The organism is Syntrophales bacterium (assembly GCA_030655775.1).
In the GTDB taxonomy this organism is placed as follows: domain Bacteria; phylum Desulfobacterota; class Syntrophia; order Syntrophales; family JADFWA01; genus JAUSPI01.
Genome location: JAUSPI010000220.1, coordinates 17,015 through 37,348 on the forward strand (window position 1 = coordinate 17,015; position 20,334 = coordinate 37,348).

The following is a 20,334-nucleotide window of genomic DNA, read 5'->3' on the forward strand; positions in this document are numbered from 1 at the left end:
CTCACAAGGTAAGCAGGCCTGAGACTGATTCCTGAAATGACCCTTCCATCAACGAGCTTAAGAGAAAGGTAGTTTTATAATGGATGAAAAGAAGAAGAGACTTGCCGAGATAATCGCCAGGCGATCCTTTAAATATAGTGACGATCCACCTTTTACGTTGACTTCGGGAAGGAGGAGCAATTTCTATTTCGATTGTAAACCGACAACCCTTGATCCTGAAGGCATGAATCTGATAGGCAGTATTATCTTCGATATGCTTGAGGACTCTGAGGTTACCGCGGCCGGTGGTATGACCCTCGGGGCGGACCCCATAGCCAATGCCCTTTCTCTGATTTCATATCAGCGGGGAAGACCTATAAAATCTTTTATCGTCAGGAAAAATGTTAAGGGGCACGGCACAAAGAGCAAAATTGAAGGAGATGTCAGACCAGGTGAAAATGTTGTAATTATAGACGATGTCATTACCACAGGAGCATCAACCATAGCAGCGATAGAAAGGGCAAGGGAAGAGGGATTGGTTATAGATCGGGTTATTGTACTGATTGATCGAGAAGAGGGCGCCCTCGAGAATATAGAGAAGTATACAGAGAGGGTTGATTCGATTCTCACGCGGACTGACATAATGAAACTCTATGAAAACAAGAAAAAGGGAGGTCAGCGATGAAGATTGGTAAGGCTTTTCTGGTTTTTTCAGTAATAGTTATTTTCATATGTGGGTTTTCAGGGGCAGTTTTTTCGGGAGGAGAGGATACGCTTGTCATTGCAGGATTTAATTCCGGCGAGATGAAAGGTGGAGCACCTCTTGAATGGGAACTGGTAAAGAAAAAAGGAACACCTGTAATTAAGCTCGAAAAGGTCGGGGACAAATTCTGCCTCCACATGGTAAGCGACAGTGACTCATCGTTTGGGATAAATAAAGAGATAAAGGTAAATGCTGCAGAGTATCCCTTCCTGAACTGGAAGTGGAAGGTTGCAAAGCTTCCAAAGGGTGGAGATGTCAGAAAAGCGGATACCGATGATCAGGCCATACAGATCTATATCTTTTTTAAAGCAACGAAATGGCCCGCAAAATTAAACACCCCGGCAATCGGATATATCTGGGATAACGAGGCTCCCAAGGATGCCGTCGTTACAAGCCCACAGCCTCTGTCCGGCAAAGTGAGATATATAGTATTGAGAAACAAGAGCGATGAGCTTAACAAGTGGTATGAGGAAAAACGGAATATATCGGAAGATTATAAAAAATTATTTCCCGATATTGAAGGCGGAAAACTGCGTGATGTAGAGGGAATTTCCTTTTATGTCAACTCCCAGCATACAAAAAGCGAGGGAGACAGCTGTCTGTACGAAGTTCATTTCAGCAAGAATTGATGCATTCGTAAAAGTCATAAACTACACCATTTGTCATCCTGAACTCGTTTCAGGATCTCACTTGTTTCAGCATCTAATTATTTCAGTAAGTTAGAGACCCTGAATGATCCTGAAACAAGTTCAGGACATGATTTTGGGTGACAAAAAAAGACTTTTTACAAGTGCATCTTGTTTGACCGATTACGAAAAAGATGCTGTCCATGGGGTTAAGAAAGAAGGTATGATGATGAGAGCTTTGCATAATACCAATATTGTCATTGCGAGCGAAGCGAAGCAATCTCATAACATATTGATAATTCGTAAGATTGCCGCGTCGCTAAAGCTCCTCGCAATGACCAGAATTGCAGTTTTGCAAAGCTCTCATGATTGTAAAACGGAAGTACTTTAATATAGCCGGTATAATTGTGCTGTTACTGACATTTTTATTTGGTGCAGTATGTATGTCCCCTTTATGTGCTAAAGAGGTCGGCGATATAAATATAGATTATCGGATATCGGGTACGGGATATCCGCTGGTTATGATCATGGGTTACAGCGGAACCATGGATATGTGGGACCCCACCGTGCTTCGTATCCTCTCATCCCGTTATAAGGTTATTATTTTCGATAACCGGGGAATGGGAGGAACCGATACGGGTACTTGCCGGTTTACCATGGAGCAGTTTGCCGATGACGCGGCCGGTCTGATGAATAGTCTGGGCATACAGAAGGCCCATGTGCTTGGCTGGTCGATGGGTACCAATATAGCTCAGGAGCTGGCACTTAGGTACCCCGAAAAAGTTAATAAACTAATACTCTATGCCGCCGACTGCGGCACAGATGTCGTTCCCATAGCCCCCGATGTTGTGAAACAATTACGTGATACATCCGGCACACCGAAAGAACGGGGGAAGAGACTGATCTCTTTACTGTTTCCGGGTAAATGGCTTAAAAATAACGTCGATTACGTGAAAAAATTGTTCTCCCGCCCCATGGAATCGTCTTCGCCGGAGAATATTAAACGGCAGTACAGCACCATGGAAAACTGGAAGGGGTCCTGTGACCGCCTGGATCAGATCAAGTGCCCGACCCTTCTCATCACGGGGACGGAGGATGTTTTGACACCACCGGAGAATTCTCCCATGATGGTTAAGGAAATTCCCGGCGCAAAACTGGTAACTTTTGAAAATAGCGGCCACGGTATCATGTACCAGTATCCCGACAGATTCTCCCGGGCAGTGATGGACTTTTTGAAGTAATCTTTAACTGATAGAAGTTCTTTGCAATATTTAATGAGAAATTCCCTATACTGTTTCCCTTATTGGAAAGAGCCTATGAAATGGAATTTCAGTTTCAAAAGTGAAAATGCAGTTTATCTCCTTTTTATAGCAATTCTGATTGGTGCCGCAACAGGGTACCTCGCCGTTGGTTTTCGTTTTCTCCTCATGTATGCCACAGAATTATGCTGGAAACATCCTTCTGACATTTTATCAACAGTCGAGGACATGAAGTGGTATTTTGTCATTCTTATTCCCGTAATCGGAGGAATTCTTGTTGGCCCGCTGGTCACCTTCCTTGCTCCCGAGACACGGGGTACAGGTGTACCTGAAGTAATCGAAGCGGCTGCAATGAGAGAAGGTACCATACGACACCGAACAACGGTGTGCAAGATTATATCATCCGTGATATCAATAGGTTCAGGAGCTTCAGTAGGAAGAGAGGGGCCGATTGTTCACATCGGATCTTCGGTGGGATCTTCCATTGCACAGGTTTTAAAGCTCAGACCTGAATGGAGGCGTATCTTTTTAGCGTGCGGGGCGGCGTCGGGAATCGCCGCGACGTTCAACGCACCCATGGCAGGTGTGCTGTTTGCCATTGAGATTATTCTGAAAGATTTTGAGATAAGCTATATCGGGCATATCGTTATCTCAGCGGTAACTGCAACAGTCATCTCTCACCACTTTCTCGGAAACCTGCCGGCATTTGATATTCCCCAATATCAAATGGTCAGTTACTTGGAAATTCCACTCTATTTGATATTAGGAATATTAGCAGGTTTTGTTTCCGTCATCTTTATCAAGCTCCTCTCCTCGGTAGAGAATGTCTTCGACAGGTTAAATGTACCGGTATATCTCAGACCCGCAGTTGGTGGTTTTCTCGTTGGTATCATTGCGATACGCTATCCGCATATTCTGGGAGTGGGATATGAATCGGTCAACCTTGTTCTTACAGCAAACATTGCCCTGAACACCATGATTATCGTAATCATTCTCAAAATTTTAGCCACTTCTTTTTCCGTAGGCTCAGGGTTTTCGGGCGGCATATTTGCACCTTCCCTGTTTTCCGGCGCTATGTTAGGCGGAATCTTCGGCACGGTCTCACTCATGATTTTTCCCGATATTGTTGCGCCATCGCAGGCATATGGATTGATCGGGATGGGAGCGGTTGTCAGTGGTACAACGCTTGCTCCAATCACGGCCATATTGACGATATTTGAGCTTACCTACAACTACAACATCATCCTTCCCTTAATGACAAGTTGCATCGCAAGCCTCGTCATTGTTAATAAGTTCTGTGGCCATTCCATTTATGAAATGAAATTACTGAAAAAAGGTATCAATATTGTACGAGGCCACGATATTAACATTCTTAGAGGGATGATGGTGAACGATTTTATGGAGAGAGAATATGAGTATATATATGAAACCAGCCGTCTAAGAGAACTCATTGCGAAAATTCAGGAAAGTAATTACCCCCATTTCCCGGTTCTCGACAAACAAGGTAATCTCGTGGGAATGTTTACACTCCGGGATTTAAAACACTGTCTGCCTGAGATTGAAGATCTGGGTGAGCTTACAATAGCAGCAGACATTATGACAAAAAACGTTTATTGCATCACACCGGACGACAATCTGGCAACAGCATTTGAAATATTTGAAGGAAAACAGATTTCAATGCTTCCTGTTGTCGATGCAAACGATAGAAACAAAATTACCGGAGTTCTAAAGAAAAACAACGTAATTTTGGCCTACAATCAAAAAGTATTACGGGCCAGAACATTTGGCTTCGGTAAAATTACAGGGCGCTCATGATTTCGATTCCTCTATAAATTTGACACAAGTGAAAACGATTTGACAAGAATTCCCTAATATTTTTCGCCCCTACCTTAGTCCTCCCCCCATCAAGAGGGAGAAAATCGCTTGAGGTGCCCCCGCCTTGTAGGCGGGGTAATTCACTACTGTTCGACCGGCTCAAAGCCGGGGGCCATGATCCCCCTGCGTTCGAGCAGTGACCCTTCGAGGCGGTACAGCTCAATGAGGGCATTGAGGTAATTTGTAATGGCCTGAATTTCGGATATCCGGCTTGAAAGCAGGTCGCGCTGGGCCTGTGCCACGAGGAGTGTCGTAGATTTGCCTACTCGGAACTTTTCCGCTTCGATGCGTGCTTTTTCCTCCTGGAGTGCCCGGGTGGCCGCCGTGGCGGCGATCTGTTCCTTAGCCCGGTTTACCTCGATATATGCAGAACGGATGTCTACCTGGACGAGCTGCACAAGGTTCCTTACGGCTTCTTCAGCTTGTTCCCGGTTGAGCATCGATTTGCGGTGAAGTGCCCGTGCCTTGCGGTTTATAAACGGATATTCGAGAGATATGCCCGCCAGAATGTCGTAAGATTTTCCGTCCATAGCGTCGACGGAGCTGCCGAAGGAACCGGAATACCCGGATTTTCCGAGTGTTATGAATAAGTCCATTTTGGGAAGTAATCCATTTCTTGTTTTGACGATTTCCAGGTCGCCACGCTGTAACTGCAACTTGGCCTGGTTGAGATCAGGCCTCATGCGCAGGGCAACTCCGACGTGAGACTCTACGTCATCCAGCTTTACATCCGGCACTGCAGGTTGATGAAGAAGAACGATATCCCGCTGCCACAGATTCGTGTCAGTGGGATTCAGCAATCTCAGAAGTTGCAGGTGTGTCTTCTCAAGGTTGCTACGCGCATTGATCAACCCTTCGCGCCGCAGTGCTATTTCCGCCTCTGCGGCGGCCAGTTCCGATTCAGCCAGATAGCCTATCCTGATCATCTCTTCCGTTTCGTGTTTCTGCCGCTCTGCCAGTTTGAGCGATTCGAGAAAGATTTCGATCTGCCGCTGTGTCAGGGCATAGTTCCAGTAAGTTTCTTCCACCTGGGCAACAAGAGCCTCGGCGAAACCGCGCAATTCATAGCTTGTCGCACGCGTATCGAGCCTTGCCTGGCGGAGACTGGCTAAGTTATAACGGAGGCCGCCCCCCCTGAGAAGCGACTGGGTTACACTGAGACCTGCACGCGACTTGTACAGGTCGTCACTGTAAAGATTGGACCATGTCTGTTCCGTCGTAAGCTCGACATCGACATCAGTACCCGTGGGAAGATATTCGGAAACACCCAGTTCGGTGGTGATTTCGTTATCCAGGTTTGCCAGGTTTGACCGCGATGGTTTTTCGGCCTTTTCGCGGTCCCTGGAATATCCGCCCGTCAGGATCGGATCGAATGCGGCACGCTCTTTTTCTTCCTCTGTTCGGCTGATTGCCGGATTAAATTTTTCTACCTTCAGGGCACGGTTATTTTCCAGGGTGAGCAGGATGGCATCCTGTACCGTTACCGCTATCGGGCCTTCAGGTTTAATTGTCGGCGCTGCAACGCGGTCAACAGGCGGTGTGGTTTCGTCTTTGGACTGGGGTGCCGTTGATGACGAAATGTGCGGGCCGATATAGTCTTCATGGGTTTTTCTATCCACAGACGCACATGACACAAGAGAGTAACACACCGCAGTCATGATAGTCATCATTACGAGATTTCTTATTACCTGTTTTGCTGCCATGCCTTACACGCTATCCTCCGTATGGGATGTTTCAGTTACTTTTTTCCGAATCAGTCGTGTATCAAAGAAAAGGTAGACCGTGGGGACGATCACCAGGGTAATCAGTGTCGAACTGATCAGCCCGCCGATGACGGCTCTGGCCAGGGGAGCCTGAACCTCTCCTCCCTCGCCGAGACCGATGGCCAGCGGAACCATGGCCAGGATCGTTGTCATGGCTGTCATCAATATGGGGCGCAGCCGTCTCCGTCCACCCTCTTCAATCGCCTCCCTGAGCGACATGCCGTCCCGGCGGCGGAGCAGGTTTATATGATCGACCAGCAAAATGGCATTGTTCACCACGATACCGCCGAGTATGATACAGCCGATAAAGGACTGGATGTTGAAGGTGGTATTGGTGATGAACAGCATGAGGATAACCCCGATGGATGCAAAGGGCACGGAGAACATGACCACGATAGGATACCGGATCGACTCGTAGAGGGATGCCATGACCATGTAAACCAGGAGCAGAGCCAAAATCAGACTTAGAAGAAGTTCTCTGAAGGCTTTTTGTTGCTCCTCGTAGTCACCGCCGAAAATAATACTGAAATTACGGGGTATGGCGATGGAGCGGAGCCGCTCACGGATATCGGCCAGAATCGAGCCCATATCCCGCCCGCTGATATTTGCTGAGACCATGACGATCCGTTCCTGATCTTTTCGTTCAATACGGACAGGCCCCGTCTTCGGCTGCATCTTGACGACGTTCCTGAGGACAACTGGCTCGCCCCCCGTGCTTACCAGGGTCAGATCCAGGATTTCGCGGATGTCCATCTTTTCGGCATCCTTAATCTTGACGCGGATGTCATATTCATCTCCGCCTTCCCGGTAGCTGCCCGCTGTGGTTCCGGAGAGGACGGTTTGAAGCATGTTAGCGATCTGTGAGACCGTCAATTTCATGTCTGCTGCTTTCTGCCGGTCAACGAAGATAAGTTCCTCGGGACTGCCCGATTCCCTGCTTAACTGGGCGTCGGTGACGCCGTCAACATCTTCGACAATCTTTTTTACCCGTTCCGCAAGGGCATCGGCGGTCTCAAGATCATATCCCCGTATTTCGATCTGAACACTCTCCGTATCACCGGAGAACATTCTTAAGAGGAACAGTCCCTGACCTGCCCGGGTTCGGATAGTAACGCCGGGAATATTGCTGAGCTGCAAGCGGAGGACAGAAGCGATCTGTTCACTGGACCGGGATCGTTCCGCTCCGGGCACCAGGGCGATCCGCATTTGTCCCGAATGAGATCCCTGGGATCGCCAGCTTGTCCCTCCGATGCTGACCACCGTGTTTTTTACTTCCGGGACTTCACGCTTAACAATCGCCTCGATCAGCTTGAATTTTTCCCCGAGAACCTCCATCCTCGTCCCCACTTCCATCTCGGCGTTTACCCTGACCTCGCCCTCATCGGTCGTCGGCATGAATTCAACACCGACAAATGGAACCAGGGCAAAACTGCCGATCAAAAGGAGGACTACTGCGATTACCACCATTCCGGTTCGATCAAGGGCAAAATGTAGCAGACGCTTGTAGCCGTCTTCCATGCTTGCAAAAAACCGGACGCTGATCAGATTGAGTCTGGCGAGCCACGTTTCTTTTACGTGAACTGTTCCCGGATGGAGAAATTTGGAGGACATTACCGGAACAAGTGTCAGGGCAACCATGAGGGCGCACAAAAGGGCAAAACTGACGACAAAGGCGAGCTGTTTGAACATCACGCCGGACATGCCGCGGACGAAGACCAGGGGTAGAAAAACAACAAGGGTCGTGAGAGTGCTGGCCACGATCGCAGCGGTCACTTCCCCGGCACCCTTCACCGTTGCATCCTCGGCTTTTTCCCCCGATTCCCGGTACCGGTAGATATTTTCAAGAACGACGATGGCGTTATCCACGAGCATTCCGATGCCGAGTGCCAGACCGCCCAGGGTCATGAGATTCAGGGTGAGACCTCCGAAATACATGAGGGCAAAGGCTGCAATAATGGAAATGGGTATGGACGTGGCGATAATCATGGTGCTGATAACATTGCGGAGGAAAAACAGAAGTACCAGAATCGCCAGGGTGCCTCCGTAAAGTGCCATCGATCCCACATTCGTAATAGAGTTGCGGATATAATCGGACGTATCAATGATCGGTGTAATGGTGATCTGAGGAATATCCCGAGAGATGTTTTCCACTTCTTTCAGAACGCTGGCAGCAACCTCTACAGTATTCTTGCCTGACTGTTTTCGCACGCCCAGGCGAACACCGGGCTTTCCGTTTACCGTGATGAGACGGGTAATTTTTTTCCATGTATCATCGATACTGGCTATATCCCGGAGCTTTATCGGGGCGCCCTCCCGAATCGAAACGACGGTGCTTGCAAGCTGATCAAGGCTCATATATTCGCCCTTGGTACGCATGGTCACTTCGAAGGTTCCCCTGTCTATGGTTCCCGCCGGCAATGTAATATTACCCTCTCTGATCCGGCTGAGAATCTGATCAAGGGGCAAGTCCATCGACTTGATTTTACCAGCGTCGAGATTTACCTGAATCTCCCGCTCATAGCCACCCCAGACTTCCAGAGACGCCACGCCGGGGATCCGCTCGATTCGGTACTTTACCTGATCGTCAATGAGCTTGCGCATCTGCAGGGGGGTCAGATTGCTTGAAGCGCCGAAGATGAGGACGGGAAAATTTGCAATATCGAATTTGCGTAGCGTCGGTCGCTCCGCATCGTCGGGAAGACGCGGAATTACGCGATCCAGCCGGTCCCGCATATCGTTTGCCGCCGTATCGAGATCCGTTCCCCATGAAAAGGTGACCCGGACATTACTGGCTCCTTCCGAAGAGGTGGAATAAACGGATTCTACACCGGGGACGGCGCTCATTGCCTCTTCGATAGGGCGTGTTATCAGTTCTTCGATTTCTTCGGGGCTCGCGTTTTCATAGAGAGTTTGAACGGTCAGCGTCGGATAGGTAATATCGGGCATGAGATCGATGGGAAGGCGGACGAGAGAGATGCTTCCCAGAAGGATCACAATCAGCATCATCATGATGGTGAATATAGGCCGTCGGACGGCGGACCGTGATAGATTCATGAGATGTTACCCATTAAAGACAGTTCAGAGTTCAAAGTTTAAAGTTCAGAGTTCAGAGTTCAGAGTTCGGAGTTCGGAGTTCAAAGTTCGGAGTTGATGCCATCAAACATTCGTTTCGATCATTCCGGTAGACGAGGAATTTATTTTTTCTCCGGTAATGTAATCGGAGAATCGTCCTCAAGAAGGTGTTGTCCAACGGTTACGACGAATCCGGAAATGGCCGGCTTGACGATCTCTGCCGTGTCCCCGCTGATTATGCCTACTTCCACCGGTATTAGTTTTGCCCTCATCTTTTCCGTGTCTGCGAGGTAAACGCTCCTCAGTCCATTGCTTTTTATCAGGGCGTTGACTGGAACGACCGTTGCATTATCGTGGCGGTCAAATTCTATCTGAACTCTTACAAACATGCCCGGCTTGAGAAGTTTATCGGGATTGGGAACATTAATTTCGACCCTCGCCTGACGAGAGGCTTCCTTCAAAATAGGTGCGATGCGTTCAATAGTGCCGGTAAATATTCTGTCGGGATATGCATCGGTGGTAGTGACGGCACCCTGTCCCGCCCTGACTCGCGGATAGTCCCGTTCGATAACGTGAATCACGGCTTTGAGCGTACGGATATCTATGATCGATGCAATGGGTGCATTGGCCGTCAGCATGGCGCCTTCATCGACATAACGTTCGCTCACGACTCTGGACTGGCTGCCATTCTGCCACGAAGCCCTGATGCGCGTATAGTCCAGACGAACCTGGGCGGTTTTCAGCTCCGACTCCTTCTGGGCAACCTGAGCCACTACGACCTTTTGTTTGGCAAGAGCGGCCTTGTACTGGGCTTCGGCCGCATCGAGTTCGGATTCAGAGACGATTTTCTTTTCCCGAAGGGCTTTCGCCCGCTCAAATTCACGCCGCGCAAGATTCAGGCCGCTGCGCTTTTCCTCTATGTTTGCCCTGGCCACATCGAGTTCGGCCCTCGCCTGATCAACCTGCTGAACAGACTCATCGTCATCGATAAGAGCGATCAACTGGCCCTGTTTGACCTCGTCGCCGATGTCGACATAAATCTTTTCCAACTTCCCAGTTATTTTGGGAGCAACTATGAATTGAGACTCGGGCAACAACGTGCCGGAGTAAATTCCGACTTCCCTGATTGTCGCCTTCTTGACGGGCGTTACCTCGACTGCTACGGAAATGTTTTGCTGTCGTACTGAGGGTTTCGTTGAATGAAGGATTTTTTGAGAAATTTGCCAGCCGATCAGCACCGCTACTGCAACAACGGCAATAATAATATACTTTTTATTCATTGTGAGATTCTCGCCTTTATAGAAAACGTTCTTTCATGTTACATTAACGTATCTGAATATCTACATTTAAGCTATTTTTTGCTGAACAGCAATCATTTTCGTTCTCATTCTGTTTACTGTCAGATGTGCTTTCCTTACGGGCTCGGGGAGTTTATAGCCGGTACAGCTTGAGAAAATTATATCAACAGCTCTCCGCAGTCCAATTTTGTGTCCCTGGGAGATAAATACCGGTTTTACATTCTTCCTGGTGCGCAAGACGGCACCGACAATTCTGTTATCCAGAACGAGCCAGGAGTAATCTCCTGCCTCATTTCTTACTTCACTGTATTTTCCGGCGAGCCTTGTTTTTGCACAACCTATCGTCGGCATATCGAGGAACAACCCCATATGTGAAGCCAGCCCCAGACCCCTCGGGTGGGCTATTCCCTGTCCGTCAAATATTGCAACATCGGGAATGTTTCGTAATTTTTCAAATGCCTTCAAAAGTGGAGGGCCTTCTCTGAATGTTAAGAGACCGGGGATATAGGGGAAAGTAACTCTTTGTGTAAATGATGTTTCTTCGATAATCTCCATTGACGGAAACTCAAGGAGTACTACGGCAGCAAAGAAAATATTATCCCCTCTCGAATAGGAAATATCTGCTCCGGCAATTGTCCTGATTTTATCGGGCATATTTTTGTCATCGAGGATCAGCTTTTCTCTCAAAGTTTGCTGGATATTAATTGCTTCTTTGTAGGTTACATTCCAGCTATGCAGATTATTTATCTTCATTTGTAACTACTCAGGCACAAAGTGACAGAGGCATAAAGGCACAAAGGCACAAAGGCTACTGTCATTCTGAATTTATTTCAGAATCTCATGAGACCCTGAATGATCCTGAAACAAGTTCAGGACATGATTTTGGGTGACCAAAAGAAACTTTTTGCGAGACCATCAAAAATGGGGCGACAGGATTCCCCTTGCTTTAACTATATCCCTTTTAATCTGTTCGGCAAGTCTTTCAGGACCATCAAACTTCATTTCGTCCCGTATCCTGTCAATAAAAAAAACATCCAGGCTTTTTCCGAATATATTTCCCTCAAAATCAATTATATGGGCTTCTATGGAAAGTTTGTCATTTGAAAAGGTAGGGTTAAATCCTATATTTAAGACGGCCGGATGTTTTTCTCCTTCTATTTCTGCAATGATTGCGTATACGCCTCTGCCTGGAACCAACACCTTGTCAGGTTCTATATTTGCTGTGGGAAAACCAATACCGGTGCCCCGCTGGTGGCCTTTTATAACCGTGCCGCCAAGATTGTAAGGCCTTCCAAGGAATCTTGCAGCCAGCTTAACATTGCCGTCGAGAATTGCATTCCGCGCGTTTGTACTGCTTATTATAGTATCATTGACTTTTATTGCATTAATGACAGTTACCTTAAATCCCAGCTTTTTGCCGAGGAACTTGAGGTACTTTTCATTTCCCCCTTTATCCCTTCCAAAGACATAATCATGCCCGATAAATATCTTTTTTATATGAAGTCTATCCCAGAGGATATTCTTTACGAATTCCTCGGCTGTGATTTTGGCAAACTCCATGGAGAATTCAATCAGGAGGACGGCATCTATTCCCTGATCTTCTATAAGTTTAAGTTTCTCATCCAGAGAGGTTATTAAAAAAAACGGCCTCCTTTCCGGATGAAGGACCTTTTTAGGGTGGGGATTAAATGTTATTACGACTGACTTTCTATTTTCATCATGTGCTTCTTTTGTAACTCTTTTAAATATATTTTGATGGGCCAAGTGTATACCGTCGAAATTGCCTATGGTAACAATAGAATTAGTAAATTCCCCGATTATTTCGTTCACACCTTTAATAATTTTCATATTCATATTATCATAACACTAAGGCGGCAAAGCCACAACCCCCAAAGTGCCTAAAGTGAGCTAAAGTTAATGTACACGCCTTCGGCGCGGTCAAATTTGAAACAGGCTGCGCTGAAAGCGCATTTTTTAACTTTAGGCACTTTAGTTCACTTTACACTCTTAACTAAATCTTGCTGTTTGAACTGATACCAACATCTGCGCAAAAAACGCAGTTGTTGTGAATAAAGACACTAATGTAAATAAATTCAAGTTTATTTGCCCTTGAAATTTGCTTAAAAACAATGTAAATTAGATCAAAATTCAAGAGTGCCGAAGTGGCGGAATTGGTAGACGCGCTAGGTTCAGGGTCTAGTGGGTGTATGCCTGTCCGGGTTCAAATCCCGGCTTCGGCACCAATAACTTGGTTTATTTTCAAGAGGATTGACCATGGAAGATATATCTGACGCCACTAAAGATTTTGTTGATTTGCGACGACATATGTGGATGGCCGATATTGAGACAGATCTGCGCAGGCTGATATGGCAAATCGCGGTGACAGGGAAATACATTTCTGCCAAGATTCATGAATCAAACCGAAAACTTGCCGGTTTTAAAAACATTTATGGCGAGGAACAGCTTGCCCTGGATAGGAGTGCTGATGATATACTCCAGAGTCAGCTTAAGTTTTCAGGATTTGTGCGTGAGTATGCCTCAGAAGAACAGGATTCTGTGCTACAGGTAGGAAAGGGTGATGAGAAATATTTTGTGACTGCAGATCCTCTGGACGGATCTTCTCTTGTGGATACCAATCTGGCCATAGGAACAATTATCGGCATTCATGACGGACCTGTTTTAGGCGAAGGCAATATTGTGGCTGCAATGTACATCACTTATGGCCCCCTTATTACAATGATTTATTCTGCAGGTAAGGGAACCCATGAATTCGTTCTCAACAAAGAGGGGGAATATGTTTTAGCAGAAGAGAATATTACCTTAAAAGAGAGAGGGTCTATTTATGGTTTGGGGGGTTTACGAAGGGACTGGACTCCCGGGCATCTGAAATTTATAGAATATCTGGAAAGTGAGGGATACAAACTCCGTTATAGTGGTGGTTTCGTGCCTGACTTTAATCAGATTTTAATTAAAAAGGGAGGACTCTTTACTTATCCTGCCTTGAAGGGAAGTCCAAAGGGGAAATTGCGGCTGATTTTTGAGCTTCAGCCTATGGCATTTATTATAACTCAGGCAGGAGGAATGGCCACAAACGGGAAAGAAGATATCCTGTCAATGAAACCGGAAAGTCTGGATCAGCGGGCACCCATCTATATTGGAAGCCGCTTCGAGGTGGAAAAAGCAAAAGAATTCTTAAAATGAGTGAAAAACTTTATCCAAGGTCAGCCGGTAAGAGGTGATGACGATGATTTATGAAAAAATTGACCAGTTGAAAAAAGGTGTTGAAGGTGTATTAAAGGTCGAGGAGAATGATGTCAAGGTATTGGATGAGGCGATACTTCGGGGCAGGTTAATTGACGATCTGATATATTCCGCTGTGTTCAGCTCCTGTGAGGGAACAAGGGAAGTAGCCATCTGGCTCATCAGGCGGGCAGGGGTTGCCCTGGGAGTTATCTCTGCATCCATTCAGTCGCTGTATGAGGCCATGGGTAGAAAAGAAGTGGCAGGTTTCACGGTTCCAGCGATTAATTTGAGGGGGATAACCTATGATTCTGCCCAGGCGGTTTTACGCTCCGCAGTCAAGGGTAATATAGGACCGATTATCTTTGAAATTGCCCGTTCAGAGATCGAATATACTGACCAGCGGCCGGAGGAATATACAGCCGTGATTACTGCCGCTGCCATTAAGACAGGGTTTCGAGGACCACTGTTTATGCAGGGTGACCATTTCCAGGTCAACTTAAAGAAGTTCACCCAGGATCCTGCCAGAGAAGTTGAAGCGGTCAAGGATTTAATAAAGGAAGGGATTGAAGGTGGATTTTATAATATCGATATCGATACCTCCACATTGGTGGATTTGAGCAAGCCCACTATCAAAGAACAGCAGGAAAAAAATTATACCATTGCGGCCGATATGACCGCCATGATCCGGGATATAGAACCTGAGGGAATTACAGTTTCCGTTGGTGGTGAGATCGGGGAGATAGGCAGTAAAAACAGTACCGTTGAAGAGTTGCAGGCTTTCATGGACGGTTATCTGGAAGAATTGAGTAAAAGAGGAGAAGGACTTAAAGGAATCAGTAAGATCAGCGTACAAACCGGAGCCACGCACGGCGGGGTTCCACTCCCGGACGGTACTGTAGCCAAGGTAAAAATTGATTTTGATACCTTGGAGAATATCTCCAGAGCCGCCAGGTCTGAATATGGGCTTTCGGGTGCTGTTCAGCATGGGGCTTCTACTCTTCCTGATGAGGCATTTGATAAATTTCTCCAGGCAGGAACTTCTGAGGTTCATCTGGCAACAGGATTCCAGAATATAATTTATGACAGCAACAGCTTTCCTGCAGAGCTGAAAGAAAGAATCTATAATTACATAAAGACAGACCTGATCGGAGAGCGGAAGGAAAAAGATACGGAAGAGCAGTTCATTTATAAAACCAGAAAGAAAGGATTTGGTCCTTTTAAAAAGGAAATGTGGAGCCTACCCTCGGAAATACGGAAGGCAATCGGAGACGAATTGGAAAACAAATTCTCCTTCATGTTTAACAAGCTGAACGTGTTGAATACGAAAGATGTAGTTAGTAAGTTTGTAAAAGCTGTGGATGTGCCTTTGAAAGTTCCGGTTTCCTTAAAAGAATAAAAAACCAAAATCCGTCATACTTTATCTGTTTGAAAAAAGTAACGATTGCTATGAAAATCCCCCTAATCCTAAATAGAATAGGGGGATTCCCAAATAACTAAAATGTTACCAAAATCCTGATTTTGTTATTGCTGAAAGCTGACAGCTGAACGCTGAACGCTTATCTTATTTTTGCCCCCACTTTAGCATCACCGTCAAAAGACAAAAGAGTCAGCCCATCATCTGTGTCCGCTGTCAGGAGCATGCCTTGGGATTCCATACCCATAAGTTTTACCGGTTTCAGGTTTACTATTACTGCCACCTTTTTTCCTTTTAAATCTTCCGGTTTGTAGTCTTTAGCAATACCGGCGACAATGGTCATTTCTTCGCCGATATCGATCTTCAGTTTAAGCAATTTGTCCGATTTGGGAACCGCCTCCGCCTCGATTATCCGGGCAACCCTCATTTCCACTTTCTGGAAATCTTCATAACTTATCTCCTGCATCTTTTCTTTCCTTTCGGCAATTTCCTCTTTCTTTTCAGACTCAACCCTTGGAAAAAGAGCGGAACCAAGGGCCAGGGAGTTTCCGCTTTTTAGCCCTCCCCAGTTGCGTATACTGTTAAAATCCTGAAACTGAACATCTTCTATCCCGATTCGGTTCATTATCTTCTCTGAGGTGTCGGGCATAAAGGGATATATTAAAACTGCAACCACGCGCAGAGCTTCCAGAAGATTATATGTGACTGCCTCCAGCCTTTTCCGGGCATTGGGGTCTTTTGCCAGGGACCAGGGTTCGTTCTCTACAATATATTTATTTGTGGTGTTGATAAAATCCCAGATAGAGATCAATGCCTTATTAAAGGTCAGCTTTGGAAAAGACGACTCCACTTCGGAGAGGGTTTTTTCTGCCGTTTTAATGAGAGCTTTGTCTTCTTCTTGAGAGGCGTTGGCGTCAGGCACTTTTCCATCGCAGTATTTTACAGCCATTGCAAGTGTCCTGCTGACCAGGTTCCCCAGGTCGTTTGCAAGATCTGAGTTGAGTCTCTGGACAAAATTCTCCTCACTGAAATTTGAATCGAGACCGAAGACCATATCCCTGAGCAAAAAATACCTGAATGCATCCAGTCCGTATTTATCCTTCATGTCCATGGGGCTTACCACGGTTCCCCTGCTTTTGGACATCTTGCCCGCGTCGATATTCCACCACCCGTGTACATTCAAATGTTTATAGGGTTCTATGCCCGCTGCTTTTAACATTGTCGGCCAATAAATGCCGTGCGGTTTCAGGATATCCTTGGCTATCAGGTGCTCTGAGACATGCCAGAAAGTCTTGAATTTCTCTCCATCAGGATAGTCCAGACCGCTGATGTAATTTATCAGGGCGTCAAACCAGACATAAGTCACGTAATCTTCATCAAAGGGAAGGGTTATGCCCCAGGTAAGCCGTGTTTTCGGTCTTGATATGCACAGATCCTCCAAGGGTTCCCTCAGGAAGGCAAGGACTTCATTTTTATATCTTTCCGGTCTTATAAAATCCGGATTGTCCTTTATATATTGAATCAGCCAGTCCTGATATTTACTCATTTTGAAAAAGTAATTGCTTTCTTTCCTGTATTCAAGGACTGTCTGATGGTCGGGACATTTGCCATCAATCAGTTCTGATTCCTTGTAGAACTGTTCACAACCGACGCAATAAAACCCTTCATATTTTCCGAAATAAATATCTCCGGCATCATAAACCTTCTGCAAGATTGATCTAACTGTATGAATGTGATTTTCGTCTGTTGTTCTGATGAAATAGTCATTGGTTATTGCCAGCTGTGGCCAGAGAGCACTGAATTGGGCGCTGATTTTATCTGCGTATGCCTTAGGGGTTTCCTTGGCATGTTGTGCGGCCTCGGCGATCTTGTCCCCATGCTCATCGGTACCGGTCAAAAAAAATGTCCTGTAACCGGACATGCGGTAGAATCTTGCCATAACATCGGCAACTATGGTGGTGTAAGCATGACCGATATGTGGTGAGGCGTTTACGTAGTATATCGGAGTTGTAATATAAAATGTTTTTTCCATAACACATTCCTTTATTGGAGATCTTCTATATCGACGTCTATTTCTCTTCCATCTTCTATCTCAACGGAGATTTTCCCTTGAAAAACATTCTGTCTTATTACCTTACCCTGTCCCTCAGAAGTAACGACTTTCTTTCCACATTTTGGGAGAGATTTTTTCATATCGAGATACATGTCATATTCAAATGCAAGACAACACATAAGTCTTCCGCAGAGTCCTGAAATCTTTTCGGGATTCAGCGACATATTCTGTTCTTTTGCCATCTTTATTGATACACGGTCAAAATTATGGAGAAACCTGGCACAGCAAATCTCCCTGCCGCATGTTCCAATACCACCGATTATACGAGTTCCATTTCTTATTCCGATTTGTCTTAACTCAATCCTTGTCCGGAATTTTTGGACAAGATTTTTTACAAGTTCCCTGAAATCGACTCTATTTTCTGCGGTAAAATAGAATATGGTTTTACTTTTATCGAGGAGGCACTCAACATTAACCAGCTTCATTGGAAGATTTTTTTCTCTTATCTTTGCAAGGCAAAACCCGAAGGCCTCTTGTTCAAACTTCTGGTTTTTCTCTTTTATTTTCAAATCCTCTTCAGTGGTTTTGCGTATAACGTTTTTAAGATTTTCCGGCAATTTATGTGCGGGAGTGGGCTTCACGTCTGACACGACAATTCCTATTGTCAAACCGTTATCTGTATTGACAACAACTCTGTCATTCTTCTTTAATTGAAGATTTTCTGCGTTGAAGCTGTATCTTTTTCCTTCTTCTTTAAACTTTATACCGACAATGTTTTTCAACGGTTTCCTCTCTAAATGTGCAAGTTGCTAAAGTACCTGAGGTACGGAGACGCTAAAGTGCAAAGTTTAGAGACGTTTGCAAAGCCTGCAAACGCCTCTGAATCCACCGGGGATGGATTTCACAACGTGTTAATCTTGATGTATTCGTAAAAAGTCAGTTTTTGTCACCCAAAATCATGTCCTGAACTTGTTTCAGGATCATTCAGGGTCTCTAACTTATTGAAATGTTTAGATGCTGAAACAAGTGAGATCCTGAAACGAGTTCAGGACGACAAATGACACATTTTGAGACTTTTTGCGAGACTGTCAATCTTAAAGTCTAAGACTTTTTCAAAGGTTTTGCTTATTCACCATGACTACTCGAGAGCTTTGCATAATACCAATATTGTCATTGCGAGCGAAGCAATCTCATAACATATTGATAATTCATAAGATTGCCGCGTCGCTAAAGCTCCTCGCAATGACCAGAATTGCAGTTTTGCAAAGCTCTCTACTCATGCATGGGTAGTCATAATTTCTGCAAGTTTAAATATCATCCACTCTAAAGTCAACTCTTTATTGGCATTCTGCTCTATAGCCCTATGAGCATGATTTATCGTTTTTATGCTTTTTAAAATGTCCGATCCAGCCATCTTTTCCCCAAAGCTTTTTATTATTTCAATGCGATCTTGATGGATAAGACTTTCCGTTTCACCCGTTTCCTTGTAGACAAGTATGTCTCTATACCAGGATTTCAATATTTCAAGCTTCTCTGTAATTCCCTTCCTGTTTTTCCCAAAGCTGTCCATGAAAGATATAAGCTTTAGTGGATCTTCGACATTGCTGGTGGAGATATTTTCGATTATCTCATTTTTGAATGTCAGGTATGAGTCCTTATTCATTTCCAGGGCATTTCCTATACTTCCACCGGATGACGAAGCAAGTAAACGGGCAGATTCCCTGTCGAGAGCCAACTTTTCTTCCAGAAATGAGGCAATTGTTTCCCTTTGTATCGGATTGAATCTTATCTGCTGGCATCGGGAGAGTATAGTTGCAGGAAGCAGGTAGTGACGGGCCGTAATCAATATCAAGATATTTGAAGAAGATGGTTCTTCGAGTGTTTTTAGAAGGGAATTGGCAGAAACGCTGTTCATTCTGTCGGCGTCTGCTATTATGAAAACCCTCTTACTCCCTTCAAGTGGCCTGAATTTTATCTGGTGTTGGAGACCTTTTATGGCACTTATCTTTATGAAATTTCCTTCGGGTTCTATGGTTATAACGTCGGGATGATTTTTGTGGTCTATTTTCAGGCAGGATGAGCACCTGTCGCATGAATCAAGTTTGCCTTCCGAACAGTTCAAGGCTTTGGCAAAAATCTCTGCGGCCGTTTTTTTTCCTACGCCTTTTGCTCCGTAAAAAAGGTAAGAATGGGGGACGCGCCCACTTTCAATGGCGCTTTTAAGAATGGCTATCTGTTTGTCCTGACCGTAAATATCTTTGAAGGACATGCATTCACCCACGTCCATCTATCAGGGTTGCCATATGGGAGCACACCTCACGATGCACTTCGTCGATGCTCTTTGTGCCGTCTATTATTCTGAATCTTTCGGGTTCATTTCTGGCGAGGGAAAGATACCCCTCCCTGACCTTCTTGTGAAAAATCAACTCTTCCCTCTCAAAGCGGTCCTCCCTGGAGACGCCTTCAATGCGGGATATCCGTTTCATGGCTCTTTTAAGCCCGATCTCTACAGGGGTATCGAAGAGGAGTGTCATGTCCGGTTTAAGTCGGCCGGTTGAAGTTTCATTTATCTTCTGTATGAAATGTACGTCCAACCCTCGCCCAAATCCCTGGTAGGCGATGGTGGCATCGGAGAAACGATCACACAAAACAAATTTTTTCTCTTTAAGGGTGGGCAGAATAACATCCCTTACATGTTGAGCTCTGGCCGCAGAAAACAGAAAAACCTCCGATTCCGCACATATTTCAAAAGAAGATTCATTTAGAAGTAGTTTCCTGATCTCCAGACCGAGTGGGACTCCGCCTGGTTCTTCGGTTATGATAAAGGGGATATTTTTGCTGCTCAGATATTCTCCTCCCATTTTGATCTGGGTGGTCTTCCCGCAGCCTTCGATTCCCTCAAAAGTTATAAAAAATCCCATTAACATAAATTCCAGTAGCTGTTTGCAGGGATCAGCTATCAGCTCTTATATTTTTTGCCGGACTTTCG

At 45.6% G+C, this 20,334-nt stretch carries 16 protein-coding genes and 1 tRNA gene; 8 read left to right on the forward strand and 9 right to left on the reverse strand.

Annotated features, from left to right (window positions below; translation table 11 throughout):
* Window positions 1–79 precede the first annotated feature (79 nt).
* From pyrE to Q7J27_12165, 5 genes are all read left to right on the forward strand, one after another.
* Window positions 80–664, forward strand: coding sequence for an orotate phosphoribosyltransferase (gene pyrE / locus Q7J27_12145; protein MDO9529889.1), 585 nt, complete (start codon window positions 80–82; stop codon window positions 662–664).
* Complete coding sequence (locus tag Q7J27_12150) at window positions 661–1,371, forward strand: DUF3047 domain-containing protein (GenBank protein ID MDO9529890.1); 711 nt, start codon at window positions 661–663, stop codon at window positions 1,369–1,371. The genes pyrE and Q7J27_12150 overlap by 4 nt, the downstream gene beginning before the upstream one ends.
* A gap of 103 nt (window positions 1,372–1,474) precedes the next feature.
* On the forward strand, window positions 1,475–1,759 hold the full coding sequence (locus Q7J27_12155; GenBank protein MDO9529891.1) for a hypothetical protein: 285 nt from the start codon (window positions 1,475–1,477) through the stop codon (window positions 1,757–1,759).
* Window positions 1,760–1,811: 52 nt separating this feature from the next.
* Window positions 1,812–2,609 (forward strand): alpha/beta hydrolase, encoded by a 798-nt coding sequence (locus tag Q7J27_12160; protein ID MDO9529892.1) that lies wholly within the window; start codon window positions 1,812–1,814, stop codon window positions 2,607–2,609.
* Window positions 2,610–2,684: 75 nt separating this feature from the next.
* Window positions 2,685–4,442, forward strand: a complete 1,758-nt coding sequence (locus Q7J27_12165) for a chloride channel protein (GenBank protein ID MDO9529893.1) — start codon at window positions 2,685–2,687, stop codon at window positions 4,440–4,442.
* A 143-nt stretch (window positions 4,443–4,585) separates the two neighbouring features.
* Here the strand turns inward: Q7J27_12165 and Q7J27_12170 are convergent, their stop codons facing one another.
* The 5 genes from Q7J27_12170 to Q7J27_12190 all read right to left on the reverse strand — a co-directional run bounded on the left by Q7J27_12170 (window position 4,586) and on the right by Q7J27_12190 (window position 12,483).
* Window positions 4,586–6,205, reverse strand: a complete 1,620-nt coding sequence (locus tag Q7J27_12170) for a TolC family protein (protein MDO9529894.1) — start codon at window positions 6,203–6,205, stop codon at window positions 4,586–4,588.
* A gap of 3 nt (window positions 6,206–6,208) precedes the next feature.
* Window positions 6,209–9,319, reverse strand: a complete 3,111-nt coding sequence (locus tag Q7J27_12175) for an efflux RND transporter permease subunit (GenBank protein MDO9529895.1) — start codon at window positions 9,317–9,319, stop codon at window positions 6,209–6,211.
* Window positions 9,320–9,459: 140 nt separating this feature from the next.
* Window positions 9,460–10,617, reverse strand: a complete 1,158-nt coding sequence (locus tag Q7J27_12180; protein ID MDO9529896.1) for an efflux RND transporter periplasmic adaptor subunit — start codon at window positions 10,615–10,617, stop codon at window positions 9,460–9,462.
* Window positions 10,618–10,683: 66 nt separating this feature from the next.
* Window positions 10,684–11,388, reverse strand: coding sequence for a deoxyribonuclease V (gene nfi, locus Q7J27_12185; GenBank protein ID MDO9529897.1), 705 nt, complete (start codon window positions 11,386–11,388; stop codon window positions 10,684–10,686).
* Between the two features lie 162 nt (window positions 11,389–11,550).
* Window positions 11,551–12,483 (reverse strand): bifunctional riboflavin kinase/FAD synthetase, encoded by a 933-nt coding sequence (locus Q7J27_12190; GenBank protein ID MDO9529898.1) that lies wholly within the window; start codon window positions 12,481–12,483, stop codon window positions 11,551–11,553.
* 308 nt (window positions 12,484–12,791) lie between these two features.
* Between Q7J27_12190 and Q7J27_12195 the strand changes: the two genes are divergently transcribed.
* The 3 genes from Q7J27_12195 (at window position 12,792) to Q7J27_12205 (ending at window position 15,274) form a co-directional block, all read left to right on the forward strand.
* Window positions 12,792–12,878, forward strand: a tRNA-Leu gene (locus Q7J27_12195).
* A 31-nt stretch (window positions 12,879–12,909) separates the two neighbouring features.
* Window positions 12,910–13,836, forward strand: coding sequence for a class 1 fructose-bisphosphatase (locus tag Q7J27_12200; GenBank protein ID MDO9529899.1), 927 nt, complete (start codon window positions 12,910–12,912; stop codon window positions 13,834–13,836).
* 43 nt (window positions 13,837–13,879) lie between these two features.
* Window positions 13,880–15,274 carry a class II fructose-bisphosphate aldolase gene (locus Q7J27_12205; protein ID MDO9529900.1) on the forward strand — a complete coding sequence of 465 codons (1,395 nt, stop codon included), beginning with the start codon at window positions 13,880–13,882 and terminating at the stop codon, window positions 15,272–15,274.
* Between the two features lie 160 nt (window positions 15,275–15,434).
* Here the strand turns inward: Q7J27_12205 and metG are convergent, their stop codons facing one another.
* The 4 genes from metG to tmk form a co-directional block, all read right to left on the reverse strand.
* Window positions 15,435–17,324 carry a methionine--tRNA ligase gene (gene metG / locus Q7J27_12210; GenBank protein MDO9529901.1) on the reverse strand — a complete coding sequence of 630 codons (1,890 nt, stop codon included), beginning with the start codon at window positions 17,322–17,324 and terminating at the stop codon, window positions 15,435–15,437.
* Between the two features lie 11 nt (window positions 17,325–17,335).
* Window positions 17,336–18,127, reverse strand: a complete 792-nt coding sequence (locus Q7J27_12215) for a stage 0 sporulation family protein (protein ID MDO9529902.1) — start codon at window positions 18,125–18,127, stop codon at window positions 17,336–17,338.
* Window positions 18,128–18,621: 494 nt separating this feature from the next.
* On the reverse strand, window positions 18,622–19,632 hold the full coding sequence (holB, locus tag Q7J27_12220; GenBank protein MDO9529903.1) for a DNA polymerase III subunit delta': 1,011 nt from the start codon (window positions 19,630–19,632) through the stop codon (window positions 18,622–18,624).
* The gene (tmk, locus tag Q7J27_12225) at window positions 19,619–20,266 is read right to left on the reverse strand and encodes a dTMP kinase (GenBank protein ID MDO9529904.1); all 648 of its coding nucleotides are present in this window, start codon (window positions 20,264–20,266) and stop codon (window positions 19,619–19,621) included. Before tmk ends, holB begins: the two co-directional genes overlap by 14 nt.
* Window positions 20,267–20,334: the final 68 nt, after the last annotated feature.

Excerpts from the sequence above, each read along its gene's own strand:
- metG (MDO9529901.1), bottom strand. The coding sequence starts at position 17,324 with ATGGAAAAAACATTTTATATTACAACTCCGATATACTACGTAAACGCC.
- Q7J27_12155 (MDO9529891.1), top strand. The coding sequence starts at position 1,475 with ATGATCCTGAAACAAGTTCAGGACATGATTTTGGGTGACAAAAAAAGA.
- Q7J27_12170 (MDO9529894.1), bottom strand. The coding sequence starts at position 6,205 with ATGGCAGCAAAACAGGTAATAAGAAATCTCGTAATGATGACTATCATG.
- tmk (MDO9529904.1), bottom strand. The coding sequence starts at position 20,266 with ATGGGATTTTTTATAACTTTTGAGGGAATCGAAGGCTGCGGGAAGACC.
- Q7J27_12165 (MDO9529893.1), top strand. The coding sequence starts at position 2,685 with ATGAAATGGAATTTCAGTTTCAAAAGTGAAAATGCAGTTTATCTCCTT.
- holB (MDO9529903.1), bottom strand. The coding sequence starts at position 19,632 with ATGGACGTGGGTGAATGCATGTCCTTCAAAGATATTTACGGTCAGGAC.
- Q7J27_12160 (MDO9529892.1), top strand. The coding sequence starts at position 1,812 with ATGTCCCCTTTATGTGCTAAAGAGGTCGGCGATATAAATATAGATTAT.
- pyrE (MDO9529889.1), top strand. The coding sequence starts at position 80 with ATGGATGAAAAGAAGAAGAGACTTGCCGAGATAATCGCCAGGCGATCC.
- Q7J27_12175 (MDO9529895.1), bottom strand. The coding sequence starts at position 9,319 with ATGAATCTATCACGGTCCGCCGTCCGACGGCCTATATTCACCATCATG.
- Q7J27_12150 (MDO9529890.1), top strand. The coding sequence starts at position 661 with ATGAAGATTGGTAAGGCTTTTCTGGTTTTTTCAGTAATAGTTATTTTC.
- Q7J27_12200 (MDO9529899.1), top strand. The coding sequence starts at position 12,910 with ATGGAAGATATATCTGACGCCACTAAAGATTTTGTTGATTTGCGACGA.
- Q7J27_12205 (MDO9529900.1), top strand. The coding sequence starts at position 13,880 with ATGATTTATGAAAAAATTGACCAGTTGAAAAAAGGTGTTGAAGGTGTA.
- Q7J27_12180 (MDO9529896.1), bottom strand. The coding sequence starts at position 10,617 with ATGAATAAAAAGTATATTATTATTGCCGTTGTTGCAGTAGCGGTGCTG.
- Q7J27_12190 (MDO9529898.1), bottom strand. The coding sequence starts at position 12,483 with ATGAAAATTATTAAAGGTGTGAACGAAATAATCGGGGAATTTACTAAT.
- nfi (MDO9529897.1), bottom strand. The coding sequence starts at position 11,388 with ATGAAGATAAATAATCTGCATAGCTGGAATGTAACCTACAAAGAAGCA.